Annotated in this window: 20 protein-coding genes and 2 pseudogenes; 5 read left to right on the forward strand and 17 right to left on the reverse strand. The window is 49.7% G+C overall.

Annotated features, from left to right (window positions below):
- Positions 1 to 14 precede the first annotated feature (14 nt).
- The 7 genes from AACU94_RS09085 to AACU94_RS09115 all read right to left on the reverse strand — a co-directional run bounded on the left by AACU94_RS09085 (position 15) and on the right by AACU94_RS09115 (position 6284).
- Positions 15 to 809, reverse strand: coding sequence for an ABC transporter permease (locus tag AACU94_RS09085; protein ID WP_130260846.1), 795 nt, complete (start codon positions 807 to 809; stop codon positions 15 to 17).
- Positions 799 to 1740 carry an ABC transporter permease gene (locus AACU94_RS09090; protein ID WP_023156078.1) on the reverse strand — a complete coding sequence of 314 codons (942 nt, stop codon included), beginning with the start codon at positions 1738 to 1740 and terminating at the stop codon, positions 799 to 801. The genes AACU94_RS09085 and AACU94_RS09090 overlap by 11 nt, the downstream gene beginning before the upstream one ends.
- Positions 1741 to 2754, reverse strand: a complete 1014-nt coding sequence (locus AACU94_RS09095) for an ABC transporter ATP-binding protein (protein WP_130222682.1) — start codon at positions 2752 to 2754, stop codon at positions 1741 to 1743.
- Positions 2755 to 2771: 17 nt separating this feature from the next.
- On the reverse strand, positions 2772 to 3917 hold the full coding sequence (ydcS, locus tag AACU94_RS09100; RefSeq protein WP_135489310.1) for a putative ABC transporter substrate-binding protein YdcS: 1146 nt from the start codon (positions 3915 to 3917) through the stop codon (positions 2772 to 2774).
- A 241-nt stretch (positions 3918 to 4158) separates the two neighbouring features.
- Complete coding sequence (locus tag AACU94_RS09105) at positions 4159 to 5568, reverse strand: aminotransferase-like domain-containing protein (RefSeq protein ID WP_135489311.1); 1410 nt, start codon at positions 5566 to 5568, stop codon at positions 4159 to 4161.
- 79 nt (positions 5569 to 5647) lie between these two features.
- The gene (gene hicB, locus AACU94_RS09110; RefSeq protein ID WP_130219336.1) at positions 5648 to 6064 is read right to left on the reverse strand and encodes a type II toxin-antitoxin system antitoxin HicB; all 417 of its coding nucleotides are present in this window, start codon (positions 6062 to 6064) and stop codon (positions 5648 to 5650) included.
- Positions 6065 to 6107: 43 nt separating this feature from the next.
- Complete coding sequence (locus AACU94_RS09115) at positions 6108 to 6284, reverse strand: type II toxin-antitoxin system HicA family toxin (RefSeq protein WP_135489312.1); 177 nt, start codon at positions 6282 to 6284, stop codon at positions 6108 to 6110.
- A gap of 221 nt (positions 6285 to 6505) precedes the next feature.
- Here AACU94_RS09115 and AACU94_RS09120 point away from each other — a divergent pair, with 221 nt between their 5' ends.
- Entirely contained in the window at positions 6506 to 6736 is a 231-nt protein-coding gene (locus AACU94_RS09120; protein WP_130219296.1) for a YncJ family protein, read from the forward strand.
- A 92-nt stretch (positions 6737 to 6828) separates the two neighbouring features.
- Here the strand turns inward: AACU94_RS09120 and rlhA are convergent, their stop codons facing one another.
- Both rlhA and AACU94_RS09130 read right to left on the reverse strand, forming a co-directional pair.
- On the reverse strand, positions 6829 to 8790 hold the full coding sequence (gene rlhA / locus AACU94_RS09125) for a 23S rRNA 5-hydroxycytidine C2501 synthase (protein WP_130219334.1): 1962 nt from the start codon (positions 8788 to 8790) through the stop codon (positions 6829 to 6831).
- 72 nt (positions 8791 to 8862) lie between these two features.
- The gene (locus tag AACU94_RS09130) at positions 8863 to 9399 is read right to left on the reverse strand and encodes a helix-turn-helix domain-containing protein (protein ID WP_135404335.1); all 537 of its coding nucleotides are present in this window, start codon (positions 9397 to 9399) and stop codon (positions 8863 to 8865) included.
- 52 nt (positions 9400 to 9451) lie between these two features.
- On the opposite strand from AACU94_RS09130, the gene ydcO reads away from it, so the two are divergent.
- A complete protein-coding gene (ydcO, locus tag AACU94_RS09135; RefSeq protein ID WP_135489319.1) occupies positions 9452 to 10663 on the forward strand; it encodes a BenE family transporter YdcO in 1212 nt (403 codons plus the stop codon).
- Positions 10664 to 10697: 34 nt separating this feature from the next.
- On the opposite strand, the gene AACU94_RS09140 is transcribed toward ydcO, so the two are convergent.
- The 3 genes from AACU94_RS09140 to tehA all read right to left on the reverse strand — a co-directional run bounded on the left by AACU94_RS09140 (position 10698) and on the right by tehA (position 13245).
- Positions 10698 to 11366 carry a DUF3313 domain-containing protein gene (locus tag AACU94_RS09140; protein ID WP_130219290.1) on the reverse strand — a complete coding sequence of 223 codons (669 nt, stop codon included), beginning with the start codon at positions 11364 to 11366 and terminating at the stop codon, positions 10698 to 10700.
- A gap of 296 nt (positions 11367 to 11662) precedes the next feature.
- Positions 11663 to 12256, reverse strand: a complete 594-nt coding sequence (tehB, locus tag AACU94_RS09145; RefSeq protein WP_135489313.1) for a tellurite resistance methyltransferase TehB — start codon at positions 12254 to 12256, stop codon at positions 11663 to 11665.
- Positions 12253 to 13245: a dicarboxylate transporter/tellurite-resistance protein TehA gene (gene tehA, locus AACU94_RS09150; RefSeq protein ID WP_135489314.1), complete on the reverse strand. Its 993-nt coding sequence runs from the start codon at positions 13243 to 13245 to the stop codon at positions 12253 to 12255. Before tehA ends, tehB begins: the two co-directional genes overlap by 4 nt.
- A gap of 123 nt (positions 13246 to 13368) precedes the next feature.
- Here tehA and ydcK point away from each other — a divergent pair, with 123 nt between their 5' ends.
- Complete coding sequence (gene ydcK / locus AACU94_RS09155) at positions 13369 to 14349, forward strand: YdcK family protein (protein WP_135489315.1); 981 nt, start codon at positions 13369 to 13371, stop codon at positions 14347 to 14349.
- Here ydcK and rimL read toward each other — a convergent pair.
- From rimL to hglS, 4 genes are all read right to left on the reverse strand, one after another.
- Complete coding sequence (rimL, locus tag AACU94_RS09160) at positions 14341 to 14880, reverse strand: 50S ribosomal protein L7/L12-serine acetyltransferase (protein ID WP_130219282.1); 540 nt, start codon at positions 14878 to 14880, stop codon at positions 14341 to 14343. The genes ydcK and rimL overlap by 9 nt on opposite strands.
- A gap of 62 nt (positions 14881 to 14942) precedes the next feature.
- Positions 14943 to 15167, reverse strand: coding sequence for a YdcH family protein (locus tag AACU94_RS09165; protein ID WP_130259051.1), 225 nt, complete (start codon positions 15165 to 15167; stop codon positions 14943 to 14945).
- A gap of 139 nt (positions 15168 to 15306) precedes the next feature.
- The gene (gene opgD / locus AACU94_RS09170; RefSeq protein ID WP_130219280.1) at positions 15307 to 16962 is read right to left on the reverse strand and encodes a glucan biosynthesis protein OpgD; all 1656 of its coding nucleotides are present in this window, start codon (positions 16960 to 16962) and stop codon (positions 15307 to 15309) included.
- Between the two features lie 224 nt (positions 16963 to 17186).
- Entirely contained in the window at positions 17187 to 18530 is a 1344-nt protein-coding gene (gene hglS / locus AACU94_RS09175) for a 2-oxoadipate dioxygenase/decarboxylase HglS (protein WP_135489316.1), read from the reverse strand.
- 216 nt (positions 18531 to 18746) lie between these two features.
- On the opposite strand from hglS, the pseudogene AACU94_RS09180 reads away from it, so the two are divergent.
- A pseudogene (locus AACU94_RS09180) lies at positions 18747 to 19669 on the forward strand (LysR substrate-binding domain-containing protein).
- Positions 19670 to 19699: 30 nt separating this feature from the next.
- Here AACU94_RS09180 and AACU94_RS09185 read toward each other — a convergent pair.
- A pseudogene (locus AACU94_RS09185) lies at positions 19700 to 21339 on the reverse strand (methyl-accepting chemotaxis protein).
- A 399-nt stretch (positions 21340 to 21738) separates the two neighbouring features.
- On the opposite strand from AACU94_RS09185, the gene AACU94_RS09190 reads away from it, so the two are divergent.
- On the forward strand, positions 21739 to 21888 hold the full coding sequence (locus AACU94_RS09190) for a type I toxin-antitoxin system Hok family toxin (protein WP_064527420.1): 150 nt from the start codon (positions 21739 to 21741) through the stop codon (positions 21886 to 21888).
- Positions 21889 to 22061 lie beyond the last annotated feature (173 nt).

Raw genomic sequence — 22061 nt, forward strand, 5'->3', positions numbered from 1 at the left:
TCCTGTATCAGTGGTTATTGACCATTGTCGCCTTCGCGGGTTAGCCACCAGGCCCCCAGGATCGGCAAGGTTGTTACCAACATAACCAGCAGTGCCACCACGTTGGTTACCGGTACATCACGTGGTCGCCCAAGCTGATTGAGCAACCACAACGGTAACGTTCGTTCATGACCTGCCGTAAAGGTCGTAACGATGATTTCATCGAACGACAAGGCAAACGCCAGCATCCCTCCTGCCAGTAGCGCCGAACTAAGATTCGGCAAAACCACATAACGAAAGGTTTGCCAGCCATTGGCCCCAAGATCCATTGACGCCTCAACCAGACTCCACGAGGTGCGGCGAAAACGGGCAATGACATTGTTAAATACCACCACAACACAAAAAGTCGCATGCCCGACCACGATGGTGAAAAATCCCGGCTCCAGATTGATGGTTTTAAACGCGGTTAATAACGCCAGACCAGTGACAATGCCTGGCAGCGCAATGGGCAGCAGCAGTAACAGAGAAATGGCGTTTTTGCCGAAAAAGTCTCGTCGCCACAGCGCGGCAGCTGCCAGCGTCCCTAACACCAGCGCAATTAATGTTGCCAGCGCCGCCACTTTAAGTGACAGTGTCACGGCATCAAGAATATCACTACGCTGTGCTGCCACGCTAAACCAGCGCAGTGTCAGACCTTGCGGGGGGAAGCTAAATGCTGCTTCTTCAGTATTAAAAGCATAGGCAGCAATAATAAGGATGGGAAAATGTAGGAAAACCACGCCGCCCCAGGCCGCCAGTTTGAGGAAAAACGGTGCGCGTTCAGAGTGCATCGAACGCTCCCAGACGTTTCACGAACGCCAGATAGAGTGCGATAAGGACTATCGGCACCAGAGTAAAAGCCGCAGCCATCGGCATATTGCCAATCGCCCCCTGCTGGGAGTAGACCATATTGCCGATAAAATACCCTGGCGGGCCAACCAGCTGCGGGACGATAAAGTCGCCCAGTGTGAGTGAGAAGGTAAAGATAGAGCCAGCGGCAATACCCGGGATCGCCAGCGGCAGCACCACATAGCGAAAGGTTTGCCGTGGACGCGCGCCAAGATCGGCCGACGCCTGCAACAATGACGGCGGCAAACGCTCAAGCGCCGCCTGCACGGGCAGGATCATGAACGGCAGCCAGATATAGAGAAACACCAGAAAGCGCCCCAGCCCGGAAGTTGACAGCGTATTACCACCCACTGCCGGTAGTGTGAGAAATGCCGTGAGTAGTGGCTCCAGCCCCAGATGTTGTAAAAACCACTGCGCCACACCGTCTTTAGCCAGCAATAAGGTCCAGGCATAGGCTTTAACAATGTAGCTTGCCCACATGGGCAACATCACCGCAATGTAAAAGAACGCTTTCATTTTGCCGCTGGTATAGCGCGCCATATACCACGCCATCGGAAAGGCCAGAATAGCACTGGCGATAGTGACTGCCACAGCCATTGTCAGTGTGCGGAGAATGATGTCGTAATTCGCCGGATTAAACAGCGCACGGATATTCGCCAGCGTCAGTTCCGGCGTTACCGACATGGTGAAATCGTCAAAGGTATAAAAGCCCTGCCATAACAGCGTCAGCAGCGAGCCGAAATAGACGATACCAAACCACATTAGCGGGCCAAGCAGCAGCAAAAACAGCCCCAGCCCCGGATTACGCCAGAAGAAACCGGACACCTTACCCAGACCAGGACGTGAAGGTGATTGCAAGACGTTCATCACCATTCACCTCTCCTCAACCAGTGGCACCATCACATCACGCGCCCAGGAAACCATCACCTGTTGACCCGCCGTGAGCGTGTTGGGTAAGTCTTCGCCCGTTACATTTGCCTGGCTAACCAGCAGTTTTTCACCACTGTTAAGTTTCAGTTCAAAACGTGTGGTTGCCCCCTGATATTGCACCGCCTGAATCGTGCCATTGGCCTGCACTTCACCAGGTGTATTCAGGCGAATATGTTCCGGCCGCAGGGCAAAACTGCCCATCATGCCGCAAAGATTCTCGGCCATTAGCGGATCAAAAACGTTGGATGTCCCGACGAATCCCGCAACAAACGGCGTGCGCGGGCGCATATAGAGATCGCGCGGGGAATCGACCTGCTCAATGCGTCCATTATTGAAAACCGCCACACGATCGGACATCGACAACGCTTCGCCCTGATCGTGGGTAACGAAAATAAAAGTGATACCGAGAGACTGTTGCAGCTTTTTCAGCTCAAGCTGCATTTGCTCACGCAATTTGAGATCCAGCGCGCCGAGCGGTTCATCCAGCAACAACACGCGCGGTTCGTTCACCAGTGCTCTGGCGATGGCGACTCGCTGGCGCTGACCACCAGAAAGCTGTGACGGTTTACGTTGCTGTACAAACCCCAACGCCACTTTCTCCAGCGCCTCTTGCGCCATTGCGTAGCGCTGCTTTTTATCCACGCCTTTAACCATCAGCCCGTAGGCCACATTCTCGAGAATCGACATATGGGGAAACAGCGCGTAGTCCTGGAAGACGGTATTCACGTCCCGCTCCCACGGCGGTAGATTACTGGCCGGTTTGCCGAAGATAGCAATCGCCCCGCCGGAAAGCTGTTCGAAGCCAGCAATCAGGCGCAGGCAGGTGGTTTTGCCGGAACCGGACGGTCCCAGCATAGAGAAGAACTCACCATCTTTTATCGCAATACTGACGCCATCTACCGCGCGCACGTCGCCGTACAACCGCGAGACGTTGTCAAACTCCACTGCGTACGTCATATAACACCCCAGCGAAGTTAGCGACCGCCCATAATGGCAATGTAATCCTGCGTCCAGCGACTGTAGGGAACAAACTTGCCCCCTTCGGCTATAGGCGTTTTCCAGAAGGCAATTTTATCGAAATAGTTAAAGCCGTTGGTTTCACAGCCTTTATCACCCAGCAACGGACTGGCTTTGCAGCCTTCCGGTACTACCGGCAGCGAACCAAACCAGGCCGCTACATCGCCCTGCACCTTCGGCGTTAATGACCAATTCATCCATTTGTAGGCACAAACCGGATGTTTCGCTTCGCTATGTAACATAGTGGTGTCAGCCCAACCGGTAACGCCCTCTTTCGGGAAGACGGTGGCGATCGGTTGGCCTTCGCCTTTCAATGCGTTGGCCTGATACGGCCAGGCGCTGGAGGCCACCACGCCCTCGTTCTTGAAATCGCTCATTTGCACGCTGGTGTCATGCCAGTAGCGATGGATCAAGCCATGTTGATCGCGCAGCACTTTCAGTACCGCCTGATATTGTTGTTCGGTGAGTTGGTATGGATCGGAGATACCCAACTGCGGCTGAGTCGCTTTGACGAACAGCGCAGCATCCGCAATGTAGATAGGGCCGTCATAAGCCTGTACGCGGCCTTTATTACTCTGACCGTCCGGTAGATTCTGCTCAACAAAAACCACTTGCCAGCTATCTGGTGGTGTCGGGAAGGTTTTGGTGTTGTACATCAACAGGTTCGGACCCCATTGATATGGCGTGCCATAGACTTTGCCGCCCACGTTAAACCAGTCGCCTTTAACCACGCGCGGATCGAGCGTTTTCCAGTTGGGAATCAATGCAGTATTAATCGGCTGCACGCGTTTACCCATAATCAAACGCAGCGAGGCATCGCCGGACGCCGTGACCAGATCGTAACCTCCTTTGGTCATCAGGCTGACCATTTCATCGGAAGTCGCCGCAGTTTTCACATTGACCGCGCAACCTGTTTCTTTTTCAAATTGCGTCACCCAGTCGTATTGTTTATCGGTTTGTCCGCGTTCGATGTATCCCGGCCAGGCGATAATATCCAGTCGTCCTTCCGGTTTATCTAAATTGGTAGGCTGTTCGGCGGCGTGGGCGGTCATTAATGTCATGGTAAGCGCACACAGGCTGCTGCGGGCAAATATCTTGCTCATAAAGTCTTACTCCTGTCGTAATTAATTGTTCAGCCGCCGTGCCGTAAAAATATCTCCTTGTTTAACCATAGACGGCTGCTTGCAGGCGCACCCTCGCCCCCGAGAAAATTTAATCAGGATGTGAGCTAACGCGCATTATGCCGTTTGAGAAGCTATCTTCTGGAGTATAGACAAGGGGTTAGGAAATATAGCTTGTATTAGAAATTCATATTACCCAACCTAAGAGAAATTAAATGGGGATCTATTTCAGGTATTCTTTAATAAGGTGACCTAATTGTTTAACCGCCCGTTCTTCGCGCTCCCCCCACTGCCATGCAGTATTAAAACGGAAAAAACGTGACCAACTTTCGCCAGTAGAAAACATTTTACCCGGCGCAATGCTGATGTGATGCGCCAATGCCTGAACACTTAATTCGCCCGCATCTAACGGTTCGGGAAGCTCCAGCCAGAGAAAATAACCGCTGTCATTATGATGAATTTTGACTTCCGCAGGCAGATAACGCAGCAGTGCCTGCCAGGCGCGTTGTTTACGTTCCGCAAGCTGGCGACGTAGACGACGAAGATGGGCATCGTAACGGCGAGTAGAAAGGTAATCCACCAGTGCAAGCTGCATTGGCGAACTTGTGGAAAGCGTGCTCATCAACTGCAATCGCTGGATTTTGCGTGCATGTTTTCCGGCGGCGACCCAACCAATGCGAAAACCTGGCACCAGACATTTAGAAAATGATGAGCAAAGCAGTACACCATCGTGATGATCCCACGCTTTCGCGGGTAGCGGTTTTTCCCGACCAAAGTAAAGCTCACTGTAAACGTCATCTTCAATTAACATCACGTTGTACTGATTGAGCAACGCTACCAGCCGCGCTTTTTTCTGTGGCGTTAAGGTAAATCCGAGTGGATTCTGGCTATTAGTCATCAGCCAGCAGGCTTTTACCGGATACTCCTGTAACGCCAGTTCCAGCGCCTGAAGATCTATCCCTTCTTTAACGTCCGTCGCCACCGATAACGCTTTCAACCGTAGCCGCTCCAGCGCCTGCAACGCACCGTAGAAACAAGGATTCTCGACAATCACCCAATCGCCCGGTTCAGTGACCGCTTGCAAACTGAGGTTTAATGCCTCTAACGCCCCGGCGGTAATGACAATTTCATCAGGAGAAATAGTGATGCCTTGTAAGGCATAGCGACGAGCAATAGCCTGACGCAGTTCTGCATTCCCTGGCGGCAAGTTTTCAATCACGCTCATCGCCGTGGCGGTTTTACTCACCTGCGCCAGTGAGCGGTTCAGTTGCTGTAGCGGAAACAGGTGCGGATCGGGAAAGGCTGAAGCAAACGGTACTACCGACGGATCGCGACTGGCCTGCAACATGTCAAAAATATAGGTGTTAATATCGACCGTTTCATCACGCGTTACCGGAATAGCAGGTGCCTGCGGTGATTTCACCGTGCGCGGCGCAACGTAATAACCTGATTGCGGCCGCGCAATAATATACCCCTGACTTTCGAGCAACTGATAAGCATGACCGACAGTCATAAAGCTCATGCCAGAAAGCGCAACCTGTTCACGTAGAGAAGGCAGGCGGTCGCCGGGTTGCCAGATGCCTGACGCAATTTGCTCACGTAATAGTTCTGCGAGCTGCTGGTATTTTTTCATTAATTGGATCGTTATTATGTGCAGGTGATCCGGCAGTCTATATCAGTTGTTAAAAATGACAACTTTACGTTAACTGTAATTAAACCATTACCAGCGATAACTCTTTGCCCAGGGCTTTAGCCGCAAGCTGGACGGCGTCGATTTTTGTCGCATGATGCAAATCAAACAAGCGAGTGATCTCCTGCCTGGGTTTACCAATCCGCCTCGCCAGCTCTTGCTGGGTGATATCTGACTGTAAAAAAGCATTTAACAGCAATACCTTAGAAGCGACACTTAAAGGCACTTCAATAAAGTGATCGTTGTTATTTAATGGCGAAGGTAACGGAATTAGCTCGTTATCTTCAAAATAAAAATCAAATGCGGTGAGTAAGGCATCTTTTGCTGCTTCCATCGCTTCAGCAACAGTTTCTCCCTGCGTTAACGCTTCAGGGATATCTACAAAAGAAACCACATAACCGCCTTCCGGCGCAGGTGTAAGAGTGACGGGATAACGCATAATTTTGACTGTCTCTCGCATGTCATTAACCTTCTGATGGCGATTAATTTAAACCGAGTTGTTTCAGGATTGCTTTACGCAATGGTTCTTTGATCTCGTCACTGGGGTGACGCGGCATGACACTACGTCGCCCCTGAAACCTGAGTTTCAAATGGTGGCTGCCATTCGCCACATCGACGCCCTGAGATTCGAGCCAACGTCTGAACTCGCTTTGTTTCACATCGCCTCCCTGCCGCTGAGTATATCAACAAAGTAAACATTAATGTTTACCTCCTTTTTTAATTTGCTCGAAAATAGCACTAATTCGCCGCAATGGTGGAAAGCAGTGCCAAATCAGGAAGGCAGGTTCCAGAAATTCTTTGCGCTAATTTGCAAAACAGAATAATAACTCAAAGAAACTATCGGCATCATAGCGGCAAAGTGTAATAAACGGGTGGCGGGATGTTTACGAAAGCGTTATCAGTTGTCTTATTAACGTGTGCGCTGTTCTCAGGACAGCTCATGGCGGGACACAAAGGACATGAATTTTTGTGGGTGAAGAATGTGGATCATCAACTGCGTCATGAGGCGGACAGCGATGAATTGCGTGCTGTGGCAGAAGAGTCGGCGGAAGGTTTGCGCGAGCATTATTACTGGCAGAAATCACGCAAACCAGAAACGGGACAACGTTGAGTCGTTTGTTGCCGGATGCGGCATGAACGCCTTGTCCGGCAACAATATCATGCAGATTCAATGAGTTGTGAATACCCCTGAAAGCTTGCGTTTTATCCTTTCCGCTTCGGCAATGTTTTCAGCAGATCATCCGGGCTTACAGATGCGACAACGCTTCCCGGTAACGGCATTTTCAGAATATGATTTTTGATTTTTCCGATGACGTGCATCTCACACGGGCGGCAATCAAACTTCAGCGTTAGTACTTCATCACCGTTAACCAGTTGCATCGGCGTTGCCTTCCAGCTTTTAATATTACCTTTCGCCTGTTTCGGACACAGATTGAAAGCAAAGCGCAGGCAGTGTTTGGTGATCATCACCGGGACTTCGCCCTTCTCTTCATGCGCTTCATACGCCGCATCAATCAGTTGTACGCCATAGCGATGATAGAACTCGCGTGCTTTATGGTTGTAGACGTTAGCAAGGAAGCTCAAATGCGTTTGCGGATAAACCGGCGCAGGTTCAGCAACCGGTTTACGACTGCCGCGCTGGTAGCTGGCAAGACGTGCAGCATCCAGCATTTCGACGGCTTCACGGCGGAACTGATTTAACAGACTGTTTGGCACAAACAGCGCCCCCGGCAAATTAATTTGCACATCGCGGGCGTAATAGATGGTTTGCCCCAGTTTTGCCAGGCCATCTTTCAGGTTATTCAGCGCTTTTTCGGCGTTATTCGCTTCGTCGAACTGCCCATCCAGGGTATGAGTGATGCTCACGCCCTCTTCGCTGGTTAACGTCAGAATGAGTTGTTCTTGCCAGCCACCCAGTTCAATGTCTACCGCTACCCGACGCTCGCTGGAGGTTTTCGTCAGTGCCTGTTGCCAGTTATGGTCAAGGTTACGGTTAAGCGGATGATGTGGGCGAATTTTATGCAAATCTGCTGGCATTTCATTTGGCCAGACGCGGTAGTGATTTTCTCCGGTTTTCTCTACCGTATTGGCGCGAAAGCCAACCACTTCACGTTTAATCATTACGTTCAGGCCATCGCCATTTGCCAGTGGCTCGGTGACGGCAACATCGAGATGATCTTTCGCCACTTTCAATACTTCACCCACCGGCAGGCCGATAAATTTCGGCGAATCGAACGCGCCAATATCGCCTTTACGGGCATTCACAAAATAATCTGTGCTACCACGGTGGAAAGTCTTTTCCGTCGATGGCACAAAGAAATGTTCAGTACGACCTGATGAAGCACGAGCCAGATCGCCGCGCTCTTCAATAATGGCATCCAGCATCTGGCGATAATGGGCGGTGATATTCTTCACGTAGCTCATATCTTTGTAACGCCCTTCAATCTTGAAAGAACGCACGCCCGCATCGATCAACGCGCCCAGGTTGGCAGTCTGATCGTTATCTTTCATCGACAGCAGATGTTTTTCATAGGAAACCACCCGCCCCTGATCGTCTTTCAACGTGTATGGCAAACGGCACGCCTGGGAGCAATCACCACGGTTGGCGCTACGTCCCGTTTGTGCATGAGAAATATAGCACTGACCTGAATATGCCACACACAATGCGCCATGAATAAAGAACTCAATAGTCGCGTCCGTGGCCTGATGAATCGCACGAATCTGCTCCAGGTTAAGTTCACGCGCCAGCACAATCTGGGTAAAGCCAACGTCAGAGAGGAACTTCGCTTTCTCTACAGTACGAATATCACACTGCGTACTTGCGTGCAGTTCAATCGGCGGAATATCAAGTTCCAGAATCCCCATGTCCTGAACAATCAGCGCATCTACGCCTGTCTGGTAAAGATCGGTAATCAGTCGTTGCGCCGGTTCCAGTTCGTCGTCATGCAAAATGGTGTTAAGCGTGACGAAAATTTTTGCACCATAACGATGGGCAAATGGCACCAGTTCGGCGATATCTTTCAGACTATTACTGGCGTTATGACGGGCACCAAAACCAGGGCCGCCGATATAAACAGCATCGGCACCGTGCAAAATAGCTTCGCGGGCAATGGCAGCATCGCGTGCCGGGCTTAACAGTTCAAGACGATGAGAAGATACGGTCACTTTCTTATCCAGTAGCTGAAAAAAGGCGGTTATTTTAGCCACAAGCGCGACGTTGCGAAATAGTTTTCCTGTTCAACTACGCGGGTAATGGATAATGGAATGAAAATGCACGGTTTGCTCGCCACGGTTGCAATAGGCATGGGCAACATCTGCGGCAAAGCGTTCACCTTCTCCACTTTTAAGGCTTCGCCACTCACCACCAACGCACAGGTCAAGCTGCCCATCAATGACGACAACATGCTCGATAACACCCTTTTCGTGCGGCGTCGATTCGCTTATTGCACCGGGGGCCATCAGGATCGAGAAATGTTCAAAGCAGAGTTGCGGATCATAAGGAAATAAAGAAGTGATCACCATTGTCTGCTGTTGTGGATCATAAACGGATGGCGTAGCGGTCTGCGGCGGCGAAATAAACGTCGAAAACGGTACGTTCATCCCGGTAGCTATTTTCCATAATGTTGCGACCGTCGGGCTGGATTCATTACGTTCAATCTGCCCTAACATCGCTTTTGAAACGCCCGTCGCTTCTGCCAGTCGCGAAAGACTCCAGCCCCGCTGCTGACGAAGATGTTTAAGCGTAGTGGATAAAAAGCGAGCGAGATTTTCCATGCGACTCCTCCTGCAAAACGGGAGTTTATCACTTGTGCGTTATAACGGACAAATGCTACGGTGCCTGTACGCTATAACGCACGAGGTAACTATGCGTCTGTTTTCCATTCCTCCTCCCACGCTGCTTGCAGGGTTTCTGGCGGTCCTGATTGGCTATGCCAGCTCTGCGGCAATAATCTGGCAAGCGGCGATCGTCGCTGGAGCCACCACAGAGCAAATTTCCGGATGGATGACGGCGCTGGGACTGGCGATGGGCGTCAGTACTCTTGCCCTGACATTATGGTATCGCGTGCCTGTTCTTACCGCATGGTCAACACCCGGTGCTGCGTTGCTGGTCACCGGGTTACAGGGACTAACGCTAAACCAGGCCATCGGCGTTTTTATTGTCACGAATGCGCTAATTGTTCTCTGTGGTGTGACAGGATTATTCGCCCGTCTGATGCGTATTATTCCGCACTCGCTGGCAGCGGCAATGCTGGCCGGAATTTTGTTACGCTTTGGTTTACAGGCGTTTGCCAGCCTGGATGGTCAGTTTATGTTATGCGGTAGTATGTTGCTGGCGTGGCTGGCGACAAAGGCTTTTGCGCCGCGTTATGCGGTAATTGCGGCGATGATTGTTGGGATCGTGGTCGTTATCGCACAAGGTGACGTTGTCACAAAAGATATCGTTTTCAAACCAGTTCTCCCCGCTTATCTCGCCCCTGAATTTTCGTTTGCTCACAGTTTGAGCGTTGCACTCCCCCTTTTTCTGGTGACGATGGCATCGCAAAATGCGCCAGGGATTGCGGCGATGAAAGCCGCCGGGTATTCAGCTCCTGTTTCGCCATTGATTGTATTTACTGGATTACTGGCGCTTCTGTTTTCTCCTTTCGGCGTTTATTCCGTCGGTATTGCGGCAATCACCGCGGCTATTTGCCAAAGCCCGGAAGCGCATCCGGATAAAGATCAACGTTGGCTGGCAGCTGCCGTTGCAGGCATTTTCTATTTGCTCGCAGGTCTGTTTGGTAGTGCCATTACCGGGATGATGGCTGCCCTGCCCGTAAGTTGGATCCAGATGCTGGCTGGTCTGGCGCTGTTAAGTACCATCGGAGGCAGTTTGTATCAGGCTTTGCATAATGAGCGTGAGCGCGATGCTGCTGTGGTGGCTTTTTTGGTAACGGCAAGTGGGCTGACGCTGGTCGGTATTGGCTCGGCATTTTGGGGGTTAATTGCCGGTGGTGTCTGTTATGTAGTATTGAATTTGATCGCTGACAGAAGCCGATAATCAGAAGCGCCATCTTGCGATGGCGCGACTGGCATTACTTTTTGTTAACGTCAAACATGGTCGCGTCGGTCGCCATGTCATCAATAACTTGCTTAATATTTTCGAAAGCCATTGGTGTGCTTTCGTTATTCAGGTCCTTACCTTCGCCCTGACGAACCACTTTGATAACCGGTTTGTTGGTAGCCGCATCAATCAGCTCACCTTCAAAGTACAGGCGGGTATCCATGGTACGGTGACCCGTCGCCATTTGCGTCCCCGCTACCACTAATGCGACAGGAACAACTTCATAGAACTGTAACCCTTCGTTGCTGGTATCTACACCAGTAATAGCACCACGGAAAATCAGACTACGAGGCCCAGCGGTAGTAACCAGTGGTTTACGCTGTGAGATGGCTTCTTTCATTTCAGTATTGGTATAGCTCAAAATTCTATCCAGAACTTTTTGCCCTACCTGAGTAGAAGGTTTAGGCACCGGATAATAGGTGATTGGGTTCCAGACGATGCTGTCATATTTACTTTGATCAAAATTTGGATCAACCCAGCGTAATACCGGTTTGCCCGTTGCTGAAGTTGTTTCTTGAAGGTTGGAGTAATTGTTTAAAAAACCAGAATATTTATCTGGCTGGGTGATTTTAGAGGCACAACCTGACAGAGCCAACAAGCCGCATAAAGCCGCAACTTTCGCAATTGATGTGGTACGCATGAATAGTTTCCTGAGATGATTATATTACTTTTTAAGTTATAGCAAAAAGTACCGCTTCGTGTTGTGGCAAAAAAAGTGTTGGTGAAAATAAATTTTCCAGCCCCTTTTCTGACAATATAGTCAATGACGAAAAGGGGGCAGAGTCAATCACCAGTTGTTAAATTTCAGGCAGTTAAGCCAATAAAAAACTTCAACCACTGTGATATATTTCACATCACCTCGATAAAAAATATGTTTACCGAAAAAAACAGTTAAACATCTCACGTGGGCATTTTCATGCGCCTTGCCCTGTTAGCTTATTTTTTACGTGCCAGCATCGTGGCGAAACGTAGTTTAATACGATTGCCGTTAGCGTCGGTGCGGTGAAGTTCCCCCACGTCTTCATTGTATTTCAGCATCTCCCAGCCTTCATAATATTGACGTAACTCCCCTTCTTTAAAGGCAAAGGGGAACCCGACGGTACATGGAAAATCAGCGGTGTCCATTGCTGCCACAATCAAGTTATAACCACCGGGTTTGGTGCAACGCTGCATATTGGCAATCAGTCCAGGAATGGTTTTCGCCTCCAGGAACATCAGCACCACGGTAGAAAGAATAAAATCGTATTGTCCATCAAAGGTCAGGCTATTTAGATCAACAACCTGGGTGCGCAAATTTTCCAGTTTTTCAATGGATTTGATGCGTTCAACGTTGGCAATGCTCATGGCATTTTTATCCCATGCTTCGACATCATAACCATTGGCTGCCAGGTAAAGGCTGTTACGGCCATTACCACAGCCCAGATCCAGCGTTTTACCCGGCTTAACCACTTTCACCGCTTCCAGAACTTCAGAGTGTGTGCGGGTTAATTCATATTTATCAGTGAAGTAGTTTTCATCACGAATGATCATTCTTTGTCCTCAGCTTTCATTAAAACGGCGCGCTCGGTTCTGATTAACAATTTTCCCTGCATCAGAAGCGCGAAAGTACGGATGAGCAGTAATGCGATAATAAAATTGGTAAAAATAAATAACGGCACAGCCAGGGTATGGAAAAAGCCATTGTCGTTACCGCTTCCTAAATGCAAACCAGTGGTTGCCAGTGCAGATACGCCGAACGAGAAACTCCAGAATGAGGCATTAAACGGCTGGGAGAGATACCACGGCATCAGGCGTAACATAAAAAGAAGTTGCAGCAGACCGTAACCGAAAAGCATTTTCGCCAGCGTATCGCCCTCGCCACCGTTGACGCTCAACCAGGCACTACATGCCACCAGCGCCGGTGCAAGCTGAATACCCAACGATGTACGCAGTGCCGTGGGCAATTCTCCCGAGCTGCGCAGACGCTGAAGGATCACCGGCTCAAGACTTAACCAGGAGAAAACACCAGCCCCTAAAAATACCAGACCAGCATCGGTGTAGCCCAATGCTCCACAGGCCATTGCACTGATGAAGTTGTTGGCAACAGTAGGTAAATAAAGTCCGGGTGTCGTAGCTTCCTCAGGATGGGAACCGCGCCATAAACCGGCTGTTTGCCAGGCGGCATAAGTCAGTTGTATCACCACACCAATACCGAACAGGCCCACCGCCAGCGGACGAAACCAGGGGACAAAACCAATTGCCACCAGCATCGTTGTTGCCGGAAACAAACTCACAAAACTGCTCATCACTGGATGACGCACTTCCGCCAGCACGCTGTGAGGAAAACGTACCAGTCGGGTGATAAATGCCGTAGTCAGTAATCCCCAAATGATCATCGCCAGAATCACCAGCCCATCGCCCAACCAGTGACTGACCTGCCAAACCTGGCTGGCATAGCGCCAGGCAAATCCCATCCCTATCGTCCCCAACACAATGCCAAAGTAACCTGCCGGTAAATTGAGCACTTTATCGCTCTGCATCTTCTTACTCATTTTGTTGAATTTATAAAGTATATTTGAAATGCATTTTATGGAAATTTGCTAAACATAGCCAGAGTCACAGAATTTGCTACGGTTATAGTAGGTCACCTGCGGGAAAACGCTATGCGCAAATATCGTCTTAGTGAAGAACAACGAGCTTTTAGTTATCAGGAAGATAGCGATAAAAAGAGTGTTTTATTGCGGCAGATTATTGCCATCGCTGATTTTAATGACGTAATAGCCGGAACGCCTGGCGGCTGGATTGATAATGAAACCGTATTGGCCCAGGACGGAAATTGTTGGATCTATGACCAGAATGCCATCGCGTTTGCCGGAACGGTGATATCCGGTAATACACGCATCACCGGAAGCAGCGAGCTATGGGGCGATGTTTGCGCGAAGGATAACGTCTGGATCGATAATAGCAAAATCAGTCAGGGTGCCCTGATAAGTGACAACGTCACAATCAATGATTCATTAATATGCGGAAATTGCAGGATTTCTGGTCATGTCTGCATTGATCAGAACTCAATGGTTGTCGCTGCGCAAGGTTTAACGCCCGACCACCATCTTCTGTTGCAAATTTATGATCGCGCAAGAGTCAGCGCCTCGCGCATTGTTCATCAGGCGCAAATATATGGTGATGCCATTGTGAAATTTGCGTTCATTGAGCATCGCGCCGAAGTTTTTGATTTTGCAAGTATTGAAGGTAATGAAGAGAACAACGTCTGGCTGTGTGACTGCGCGAAAGTCTACGGACACGCACGTGTGATCGCCGGAACAGAAGAAGATGCCATTCCCACGCTTCATTACAGTTCGCAGGTAGCGGAACATGCCTCGGTGGAAGGCAATTGTGTGTTAAAACATCATGTTCTGGTGGGTGGTCATGCAGTCGTACGTGGTGGCCCGATTTTACTCGACAATCACGTCACCATACAGGGGAACAGCCGCATTACAGGTGCTGTGATGATTGAAAACCATGTGGAGTTAACCGACCACGCCGTCGTTGCAGCCTTTGATGGCGACACAGTTCATGTCCGAGGTCCAAAAGTCATTAACGGCGAGGAGCGCATTACGCGAACGCCGCTAGTAGGGTTATTGTGAATCGATAATACGCGCGTATAAGTTCACATCATCAAAGGCATCATTCAGGAACTCAGCCTGTTTAAGGCAACCTTCAAGGATAAAACCATTGCGCAAAGCTACCTGGTTGCTTTGCGGATTGTCCACCCGACATTTGATCACGAAGCGTCTGAGTTCACCAGACTGAGCGTAATGATGAATCAATGCCTGCAGCGCCTGAGAAATGATCCCCTGCCCCTGATGAGATTCGTCCAGCCAGTAACCGATTTCTGCGGCTTTGTTCTGCGGTTCAATACGGTTAAAAGACAGGACGCCAACAAGTTCATCTTCACTAAAGATCATGAACATTTTGGCATATCCACGCTGATGCAACATCATATTACCCTGCACCGTTTTTCGCGTGTCATCTTCGGTATTAACAGACTGTGGCCAGTTTAGCGAATTCTGTAACCAGCTTTTATTTTTACAGATTAAGTGATGAAGCGGCGTGATGTGATTTTCTGCAACGGAACGTAATTCAATTGAGTCACTAACTTTTATCGTCTCGGTCATGTCACCTCCTGTCAATCTGCGCGGCAATTTAAAAAGCCGCCCGCCAGGCGGCTTAAGGAATTTTACATCTCTTTGACGCTCTCCTGTTGCAGGATTTTGAGCATCTCATCTTTCAACTGGAGCTTCTGTTTTTTCATGCGGACCACTTCCGCATTGTATCCACGACCATCAGATCCTTCCATTCGGGCAATCTCATGATCAAGTTTGTTGTGCTTATCGAACAAGGACATAAAGCGAGGATTTTCGTTTTTCAGGCGGGATATTAAATCTCGGTATTCTGGAAACATACGCACTCCCTGTTAGTGGCTGACAAAGTGTACATGAAATACACATCATCAGATTACTCAGATAGTTTGGGGAAAAATGCGAGCGGGATCGAGTTTCACCAGACGGCACCTTCCGTCAGAAGGTGCCGAAAAATGACGATCAATTCATCACGCGATCGTCAACGTATTTGCGCTTATCCGGAGCTGGTGGAAAATACTGATACAGCCATGTTTCACTGATGGCATCGCCCTGACAGCGGAGATACATCCGCATATCAACCGGATCAGTAGAGTCCGAAGTCGGATACCAGTCAAATTGAATACGGTAACCATCAATCGGTTCAATGTAGAGAATTTCGATTTGCTTCGCTTCACCGCTGGAGAGCGTAATAACAGGTTCAATCCCCTTAGGCGCAGCCGCTTTCAGGTCACCACCAACAAAATCGACGGCAAAACGACGCGCCCATTTTTCTGGATAATGCTCACCCGGCGCCCAACCTTCCGGAAAACCTCCCATGCCGGTACGCGTCGCCATAACACGTGCCAATGGACATTGAACAGGGGGATGTGCGCTCCAGTACAGACGATACTGGAATGCAAACTCGTCCCCTGCTTTTACTGCTTTTTCTGGCTGCCAGAAGCAGACAATGTTATCCAGCGTTTCACCCGTTGTTGGGATTTCCATCAGACCAATGGTGCCTTTGCCCCATTTATTACGAGGCTCTACCCACAAACTTGGTCGTTTGTTGTACCAGCCCATGATGTCTTGATAATGGGAGAAATCACGATCCAGTTGCAATAAACCAAAGCCTTTCGGGTTATTGTCGGTGTAGGCATTGAACTGCAATTTCTGCGGATTATTTAGCGGACGGCAGATCCACTCACCGTTGCCCCGCCACATGGAAAGACGGTCGGAATCATGGATTTGCGGATGAATAGTATCGCACATACGACGTTCGTTAGTGCCGCAACTAAACATACTGGTCATCGGCGCAATACCCAATTGCTTGATCTCTTTACGCGCATACAGATGGTTTTCAACATCCATAATCACCTGACTCTTTTCACACTGGATGGTGAACTTGTAGGCACCGGTAATACTGGGGCTATCGAGTAAGGCATAAACGGTAAAGGTGGTTGCGCCTGGTTTTACGGTATCAAACCAGAAAGCGGTAAAGTCGGGGAACTCTTCTTTGCTGTCGGTATAAGTGTCGATCGCCAGGCCGCGGGCCGACAAACCGTATTGATACGTGTCATCAACGGCGCGGAAATAACTCGCTCCGAGGAATGATACTACATCACGCCGCGCCAGTTCGGGGGCTTTAAACACGCGAAAACCGGCAAAGCCGAGATCGCTTTGCCCTTCTAATTGTTTGGTATCAACACCCGCATCGTTGTATTTGAACAACTCCGGGCGAAAGTGAATTTCACGCGCCAGATGTGTTGCTGGATCAACAGAAAACATACGAACGCGGCGACGGAATCCCATCCCCATATGGAAGAACTGAGCGTCAAGCTGGCGGTTCTCGACGTTATGCCAGAGCGATTTTTCGGCGTCGTATTGAATACTGTTATAAGCCTGCGGCGTCATTGTCGCCAGAGTATCAGGTAACGGACGCGGGGCACCACGCCACGCTGTTTGCGCTAAGTCGTGCGCCATTGACTGTAGAATGGAGAAGTCAAAACGCTGGGTTTGCCCGTCGGCAATATCAGAATCTGCCGCGAATGCCGCCTGAGAAAAAAGAGAAGCAATGCCGCTGGTACCGCACACGGCGGCCATAGCCATTGAACCTTTAATAAATCGTCTACGATCCATACCTGAAAGTGAGTCCTTCTGGTGTTGTGAATGGTCCCGCGCTGGTCGTTTTCAGCGGCAAGAAAGTGCTTATTTATGACCGCTCACTCTAGACAATATTTATTAATAATCCAATTGTTGAACTCAGAGAATATGCATAAATCGGCAATTTTTTTATGTCGATGGGAAGAGCCTGATTCATTTGTAAAATCAGGCAAATTTTTGCAAAGCAGGATGGCCCGATTTTAAAGCAATCCACAGCGGCGTTTACTGCGTTCTTCCGCTTCCTTGTATAACTGAAATTCATCAAAAACCTGGCAGCCAAGCGCCTGCTCGAATGCCTCACGACTGGCATTACCATGACTGCGCGTCTGCGTTTCGTTACCGAGATTGGACTGGAAGATCCCTGCCGCACTCACCGGCAAAAAATCCTCATAGGTAATAGGTTGTGCGACAACCCAGCCACGTTCGATCAAAGGTTGCGGATCGTCCCCAGGATGTATCGCCTGACGATGCGCTTCACCCGATGGTGTCAGTCGATAACGGAACCATGCCAGCCCTTGCTGGCGCATCAAAAATTCGCTGTCCGGGAAAGCGCGAAAGGTTTCCTGCAAATGCAGTTGATGAGTGAGATTATCCTGTCCAGTTCCGGCATTATGCAGAAGTTCATCATACAGTCGCCGCCCTTTCGGCGTTAACGCCACTCCGCGCTGTTCTATCTCACCAAATCGCGCGGTATGCCTCCCCTGCTGTTGCCCCACAAACAGAACCGTTTCTTCCAGTGCCTTAAAGCTGGTTTGACGCAATAAAATAGGCACCTCGCGGCGCGGCGGCCCTTCGATGAGAATTTTTGGTTCGATACCGCATTCGGGCATCATCGACTGTACCCGATCAATGTCCAGCGTGCGTGGCGTCAGGTGATTGATATGACAGCCCGGAAAACAGACTACATCAGCGATCAGTCGATGCTCGTTATGCAACGCGTGATAGGTTTCTTCATCTACCGTTGCTGTCTGATGCCAACGAAATGTCTCCAGGGCTTCCCGCACAAACTCCCGCGCTTGCGCTTCGCTAAAACCGCCCTCCCGATCATATTCATCTAACAGTTGCCGACAACGTGGGGTAAAGATATCGCGCTGGCGTAAAATCTCCGCCGCCTTTTGGCGCAATGTTTTGTTTTCGATAAGCTCAAGGCGGAGCAATGAGGTAAAAACGCGGAAAGGATTACGCGCAAGCGAGGCATCATCGATGGGCCGAAATGCCGTAGAATGTACCGGCACGCCAGCCTGCGAGAGATCGTAATAACTCACCGGATACATTCCCATAATGGCGAATATCCGCCTTAATGTGGCAAGTTCCTGCGCGGTTCCCACACGTATCGCCCCATGACGTTCAACGTTAAGCCTCGCCAGTTCATCCGCATTCACCATTTTTTCATGCAGTTGGGGATTATTTTCCAGCACAGCCAGATTCACGTCAGCGACCAGTTCCAGCAACGTACCGTACTGTGGAACTTCTTGTTGATACATGGCTGACATTGCCTGCGAAAACTGTTCCCGAATCTCATCCGCTGTGATGCTGTTCGCCATAATGTCTACCCCCAGTGGTCAATTATCTCGAGTGTAGGTAACCGCATTCACTCTGGTGGGAAGAATTTACAAACTGTGATCTCGCCGCGAAATCATCAATATTATCGATTTCGATGTAACATAATTACTTTAAATGTTAATAATATTTTGCAATCAAGTTATCATAATCAAACAACATCACTTGTCAGCGGCACCGCTTCGTTTTTAACATCGCTTATGGAAAAAAATAGTCTGTTTAGTCAGCGCATCCGTTTGCGCCACCTTCATACATTCGTAGCTGTCGCACAACAAGGAACTTTGGGGCGCGCGGCTGAAACCCTTAATCTGAGTCAACCGGCACTCTCTAAGACATTGAATGAGCTGGAACAATTGACGGGGGCTCGCCTGTTCGACCGAGGACGTCAAGGCGCACAGCTCACCTTACCTGGCGAGCAATTTTTAACTCACGCAGTCAGAGTTCTTGACGCCATCAACACCGCTGGACAATCACTTAATCGTAAAGAAGGTCTTAACAATGATGTCGTCAGAGTGGGCGCGCTACCTACCGCGGCACTAGGGATATTACCTTCGGTTATAGGTCAGTTTCATCAGCAACAAAAAGAAACCACACTGCAAGTTGCCACCATGAGTAACACGATGATCCTGGCAGGATTAAAACAGGGGAAATCGATATTGGTGTTGGTCGGATGTCAGATCCTGAACTGATGACCGGACTTAATTACGAGCTGCTGTTTCTCGAATCACTTAAGTTAGTTGTTAGGCCTAATCACCCCCTGCTTCAGGAGAACGTAACGTTAAGTCGGGTACTGGAATGGCCTGTTGTCGTATCACCAGAAGGCACCGCGCCACGGCAGCATTCAGAGGCATTAGTAAAAAGCCAGGGATGTAAAATTCCTTCAGGCTGTATTGAAACGTTGTCTGCATCACTTTCACGTCAGCTTACGGTTGAATACGACTATGTGTGGTTTGTTCCTTCTGGCGCTGTGAAAGACGACCTGCGTCATGCCACGCTGGTGGCCCTGCCTGTTCCGGGGCATGGCGCAGGCGAACCTATTGGAATACTGACCCGCGTAGATGCAACACTCTCTTCCGGTTGTCAGTTGATGATTAACGCCATTCGAAAATCAATGCCGTTCTGAAAAGTAAGGGATCTTACGATCCCTTTTTTATCACACCGTTGCCAAACTCACTGAATTCCCTGTTCCTTGTTGATCCGCCTGAACTGGTTGTTTCTTCAGACGGAACACATCCACGGCTTCAGTTAACCGCGCCGCCTGTTCTTCAAGAGATACCGCCGCAGCTGAAGCCTCTTCCACCAGAGAAGCGTTCTGTTGCGTCACTCTATCCATTTCAGAAATCGCCTGGCTAACTTGTGTGATACCTCTGCTTTGTTCATCTGAGGCGGCAGCTATTTCTTGCATAATATGTGTGACGCTCGCCACGGCATCAACAATAGCGCTCATGGTTTTCCCTGCCGTTGCCACTTCATCGGCCCCCTGACCAATTAACCTGACGGACTCACTGATCAAGCCTTCAATCTCTTTCGCCGCCTGGGCACTGCGGCTTGCAAGTGTACGCACTTCGCTGGCAACAACGGCAAATCCGCGTCCTTGTTCACCGGCTCGTGCGGCCTCAACGGCGGCATTGAGCGCCAGGATATTGGTCTGGAAGGCAATACTGTTGATAACAGCCGTGATTTCAGAAATTTTCTTCGAGCTACTGGAGATATTACCCATTGTCCGCACTACACCGGAAACTGTTTGTCCGCCATCACCGGCTTTACTTGAGGCCTCTTGCGCCAGTTTGCTGGCATGATGTGCGTTATCAGAATTTTGCTTCACTGTCGCGGTGAGTTGCTCCATGCTGGCGGCGGTTTGTTCAATTGCCGCCGCTTGTTCTTCGGTGCGTGAGGAAAGGTCAGCATTACCGGCAGAAATCTCACTGGTGCCACGATAGATCTCTTCTGCCCCCTGGCGCACCGTTCCCACCGTCAGCGCCAGCGAATGCTGCATTTGCTGTAGATGGCGACTTAAGCGGCCAATTTCACTGCGGCCAGTGGATTCGTCAACCAAAGTCAGATCGCCACTGGCTATTTTTTCAATCCGTTGGGCGGCATGTTGCAGAGGACGAATGACAATCCGGCGTAACACCATAAAGGTTATCAGCGTCATAACCAGCGCAAGTATAAATGCGCCAATCATAAATATCCCTCCCAGACGAGTACGCTGATGCGCCTGTTCCGCTAGCTGGTTAGCTCTGGCGCTACGTATCTCAATGGCTTTGCTTAACTGCTGGTTATAGGCATTATCAAGCGTTCTGATCTGCTCACTTTCATGATTGATAATGGCTTCAAACATGCCATTTTTGGCATATTTCAACATGGGTTGCAGACCGGAAATATAAGCCTGGAAACGCTGATTTAATTCTCCGTCCAGCGCATCGTCAGCGGGCGTTTTCACCAGACGAGTACGGTAAACGTTATAGCCTTGTTGCGATTGCTTTATTTGCAATTCCGCTTGCGCAATATTTCGCTTCATCTCTTCCATTTCAGCGATACGACTTGCTGCCCCGGCCTGAATCATATTGATCCGGGCTGAACGCAATAAATCAGAGCTGTTTGCTAAACCCGTGCGTATCTGGATCTCGTCGCTGACGTCGCGCTGATCGCGGTCTGCCTGCCAGAGAAAATACCCCGACAGGATGAACTCAAGGCAAACAGAAACAGGATGCCGCCAAGAATGCAGGCAAATAATGGAACCAGCCTGATGTGATGTAAAAAGCCTAAGCGGTGTGAGGATGTTGTATTCATGACCGTTGTCTCTCTTCCTGGTTACTCCCGATAGAGAGTCATCGGCAATCGATGGTAATTGCTTACTGGCAAAAACCTGTTCATATCACATTTTTACAACAATTTTTGCGATGAGAGATTATTACCATCGGAATAAAGAGACTTACGAGTAGTTATACCTTGTAAGGCGTATTACGAAAAATTCTGGAAAATGCCACGCAATTTCGTGAAGTGATTATTTCGCTGGTAAGGGTAATTACATAGGATGTTTGCGGGCGCCTGAGACTTTCTGTTTTCAGGCTTACCGGGAATCAGAAAGACGAAGGCCCCGACCGATATTTCTATCAACCGAGGCCAACGAATGAACCACACAATTCGGATGTTAGCCTCTTACCCGCCATCCGGCAAGGAGAAAAGGCTATGAAGCGCAACCCCCTGGTGGTGTGTCTGCTCATTATCTGTATCACGATTCTGGCATTCACCCTCCTGACCCGACAAACGCTCTACGAACTGCGATTCCGGGACGGTGATAAGGAGGTGGCGGCTCTCATGGCCTGTCAGTCCAGGTAAGGGCCTGCGCGGGGAGCATTCCCCGCGCATCTGGTTGACGAGTTCATTTTCTCATGGCGCCCCTTATTCATGCCTCAACTGGAAGCTCGCTCGCATAGAGTCTTGCCGCGAGTGTTCTCTGATAACGATTTACCGGAAGCAGCTACGGTACGTCTGAGCATCGATCGATGTAC

It is taken from the genome of Escherichia sp. E4702 (assembly GCF_963883545.1).
GTDB lineage: Bacteria > Pseudomonadota > Gammaproteobacteria > Enterobacterales > Enterobacteriaceae > Escherichia.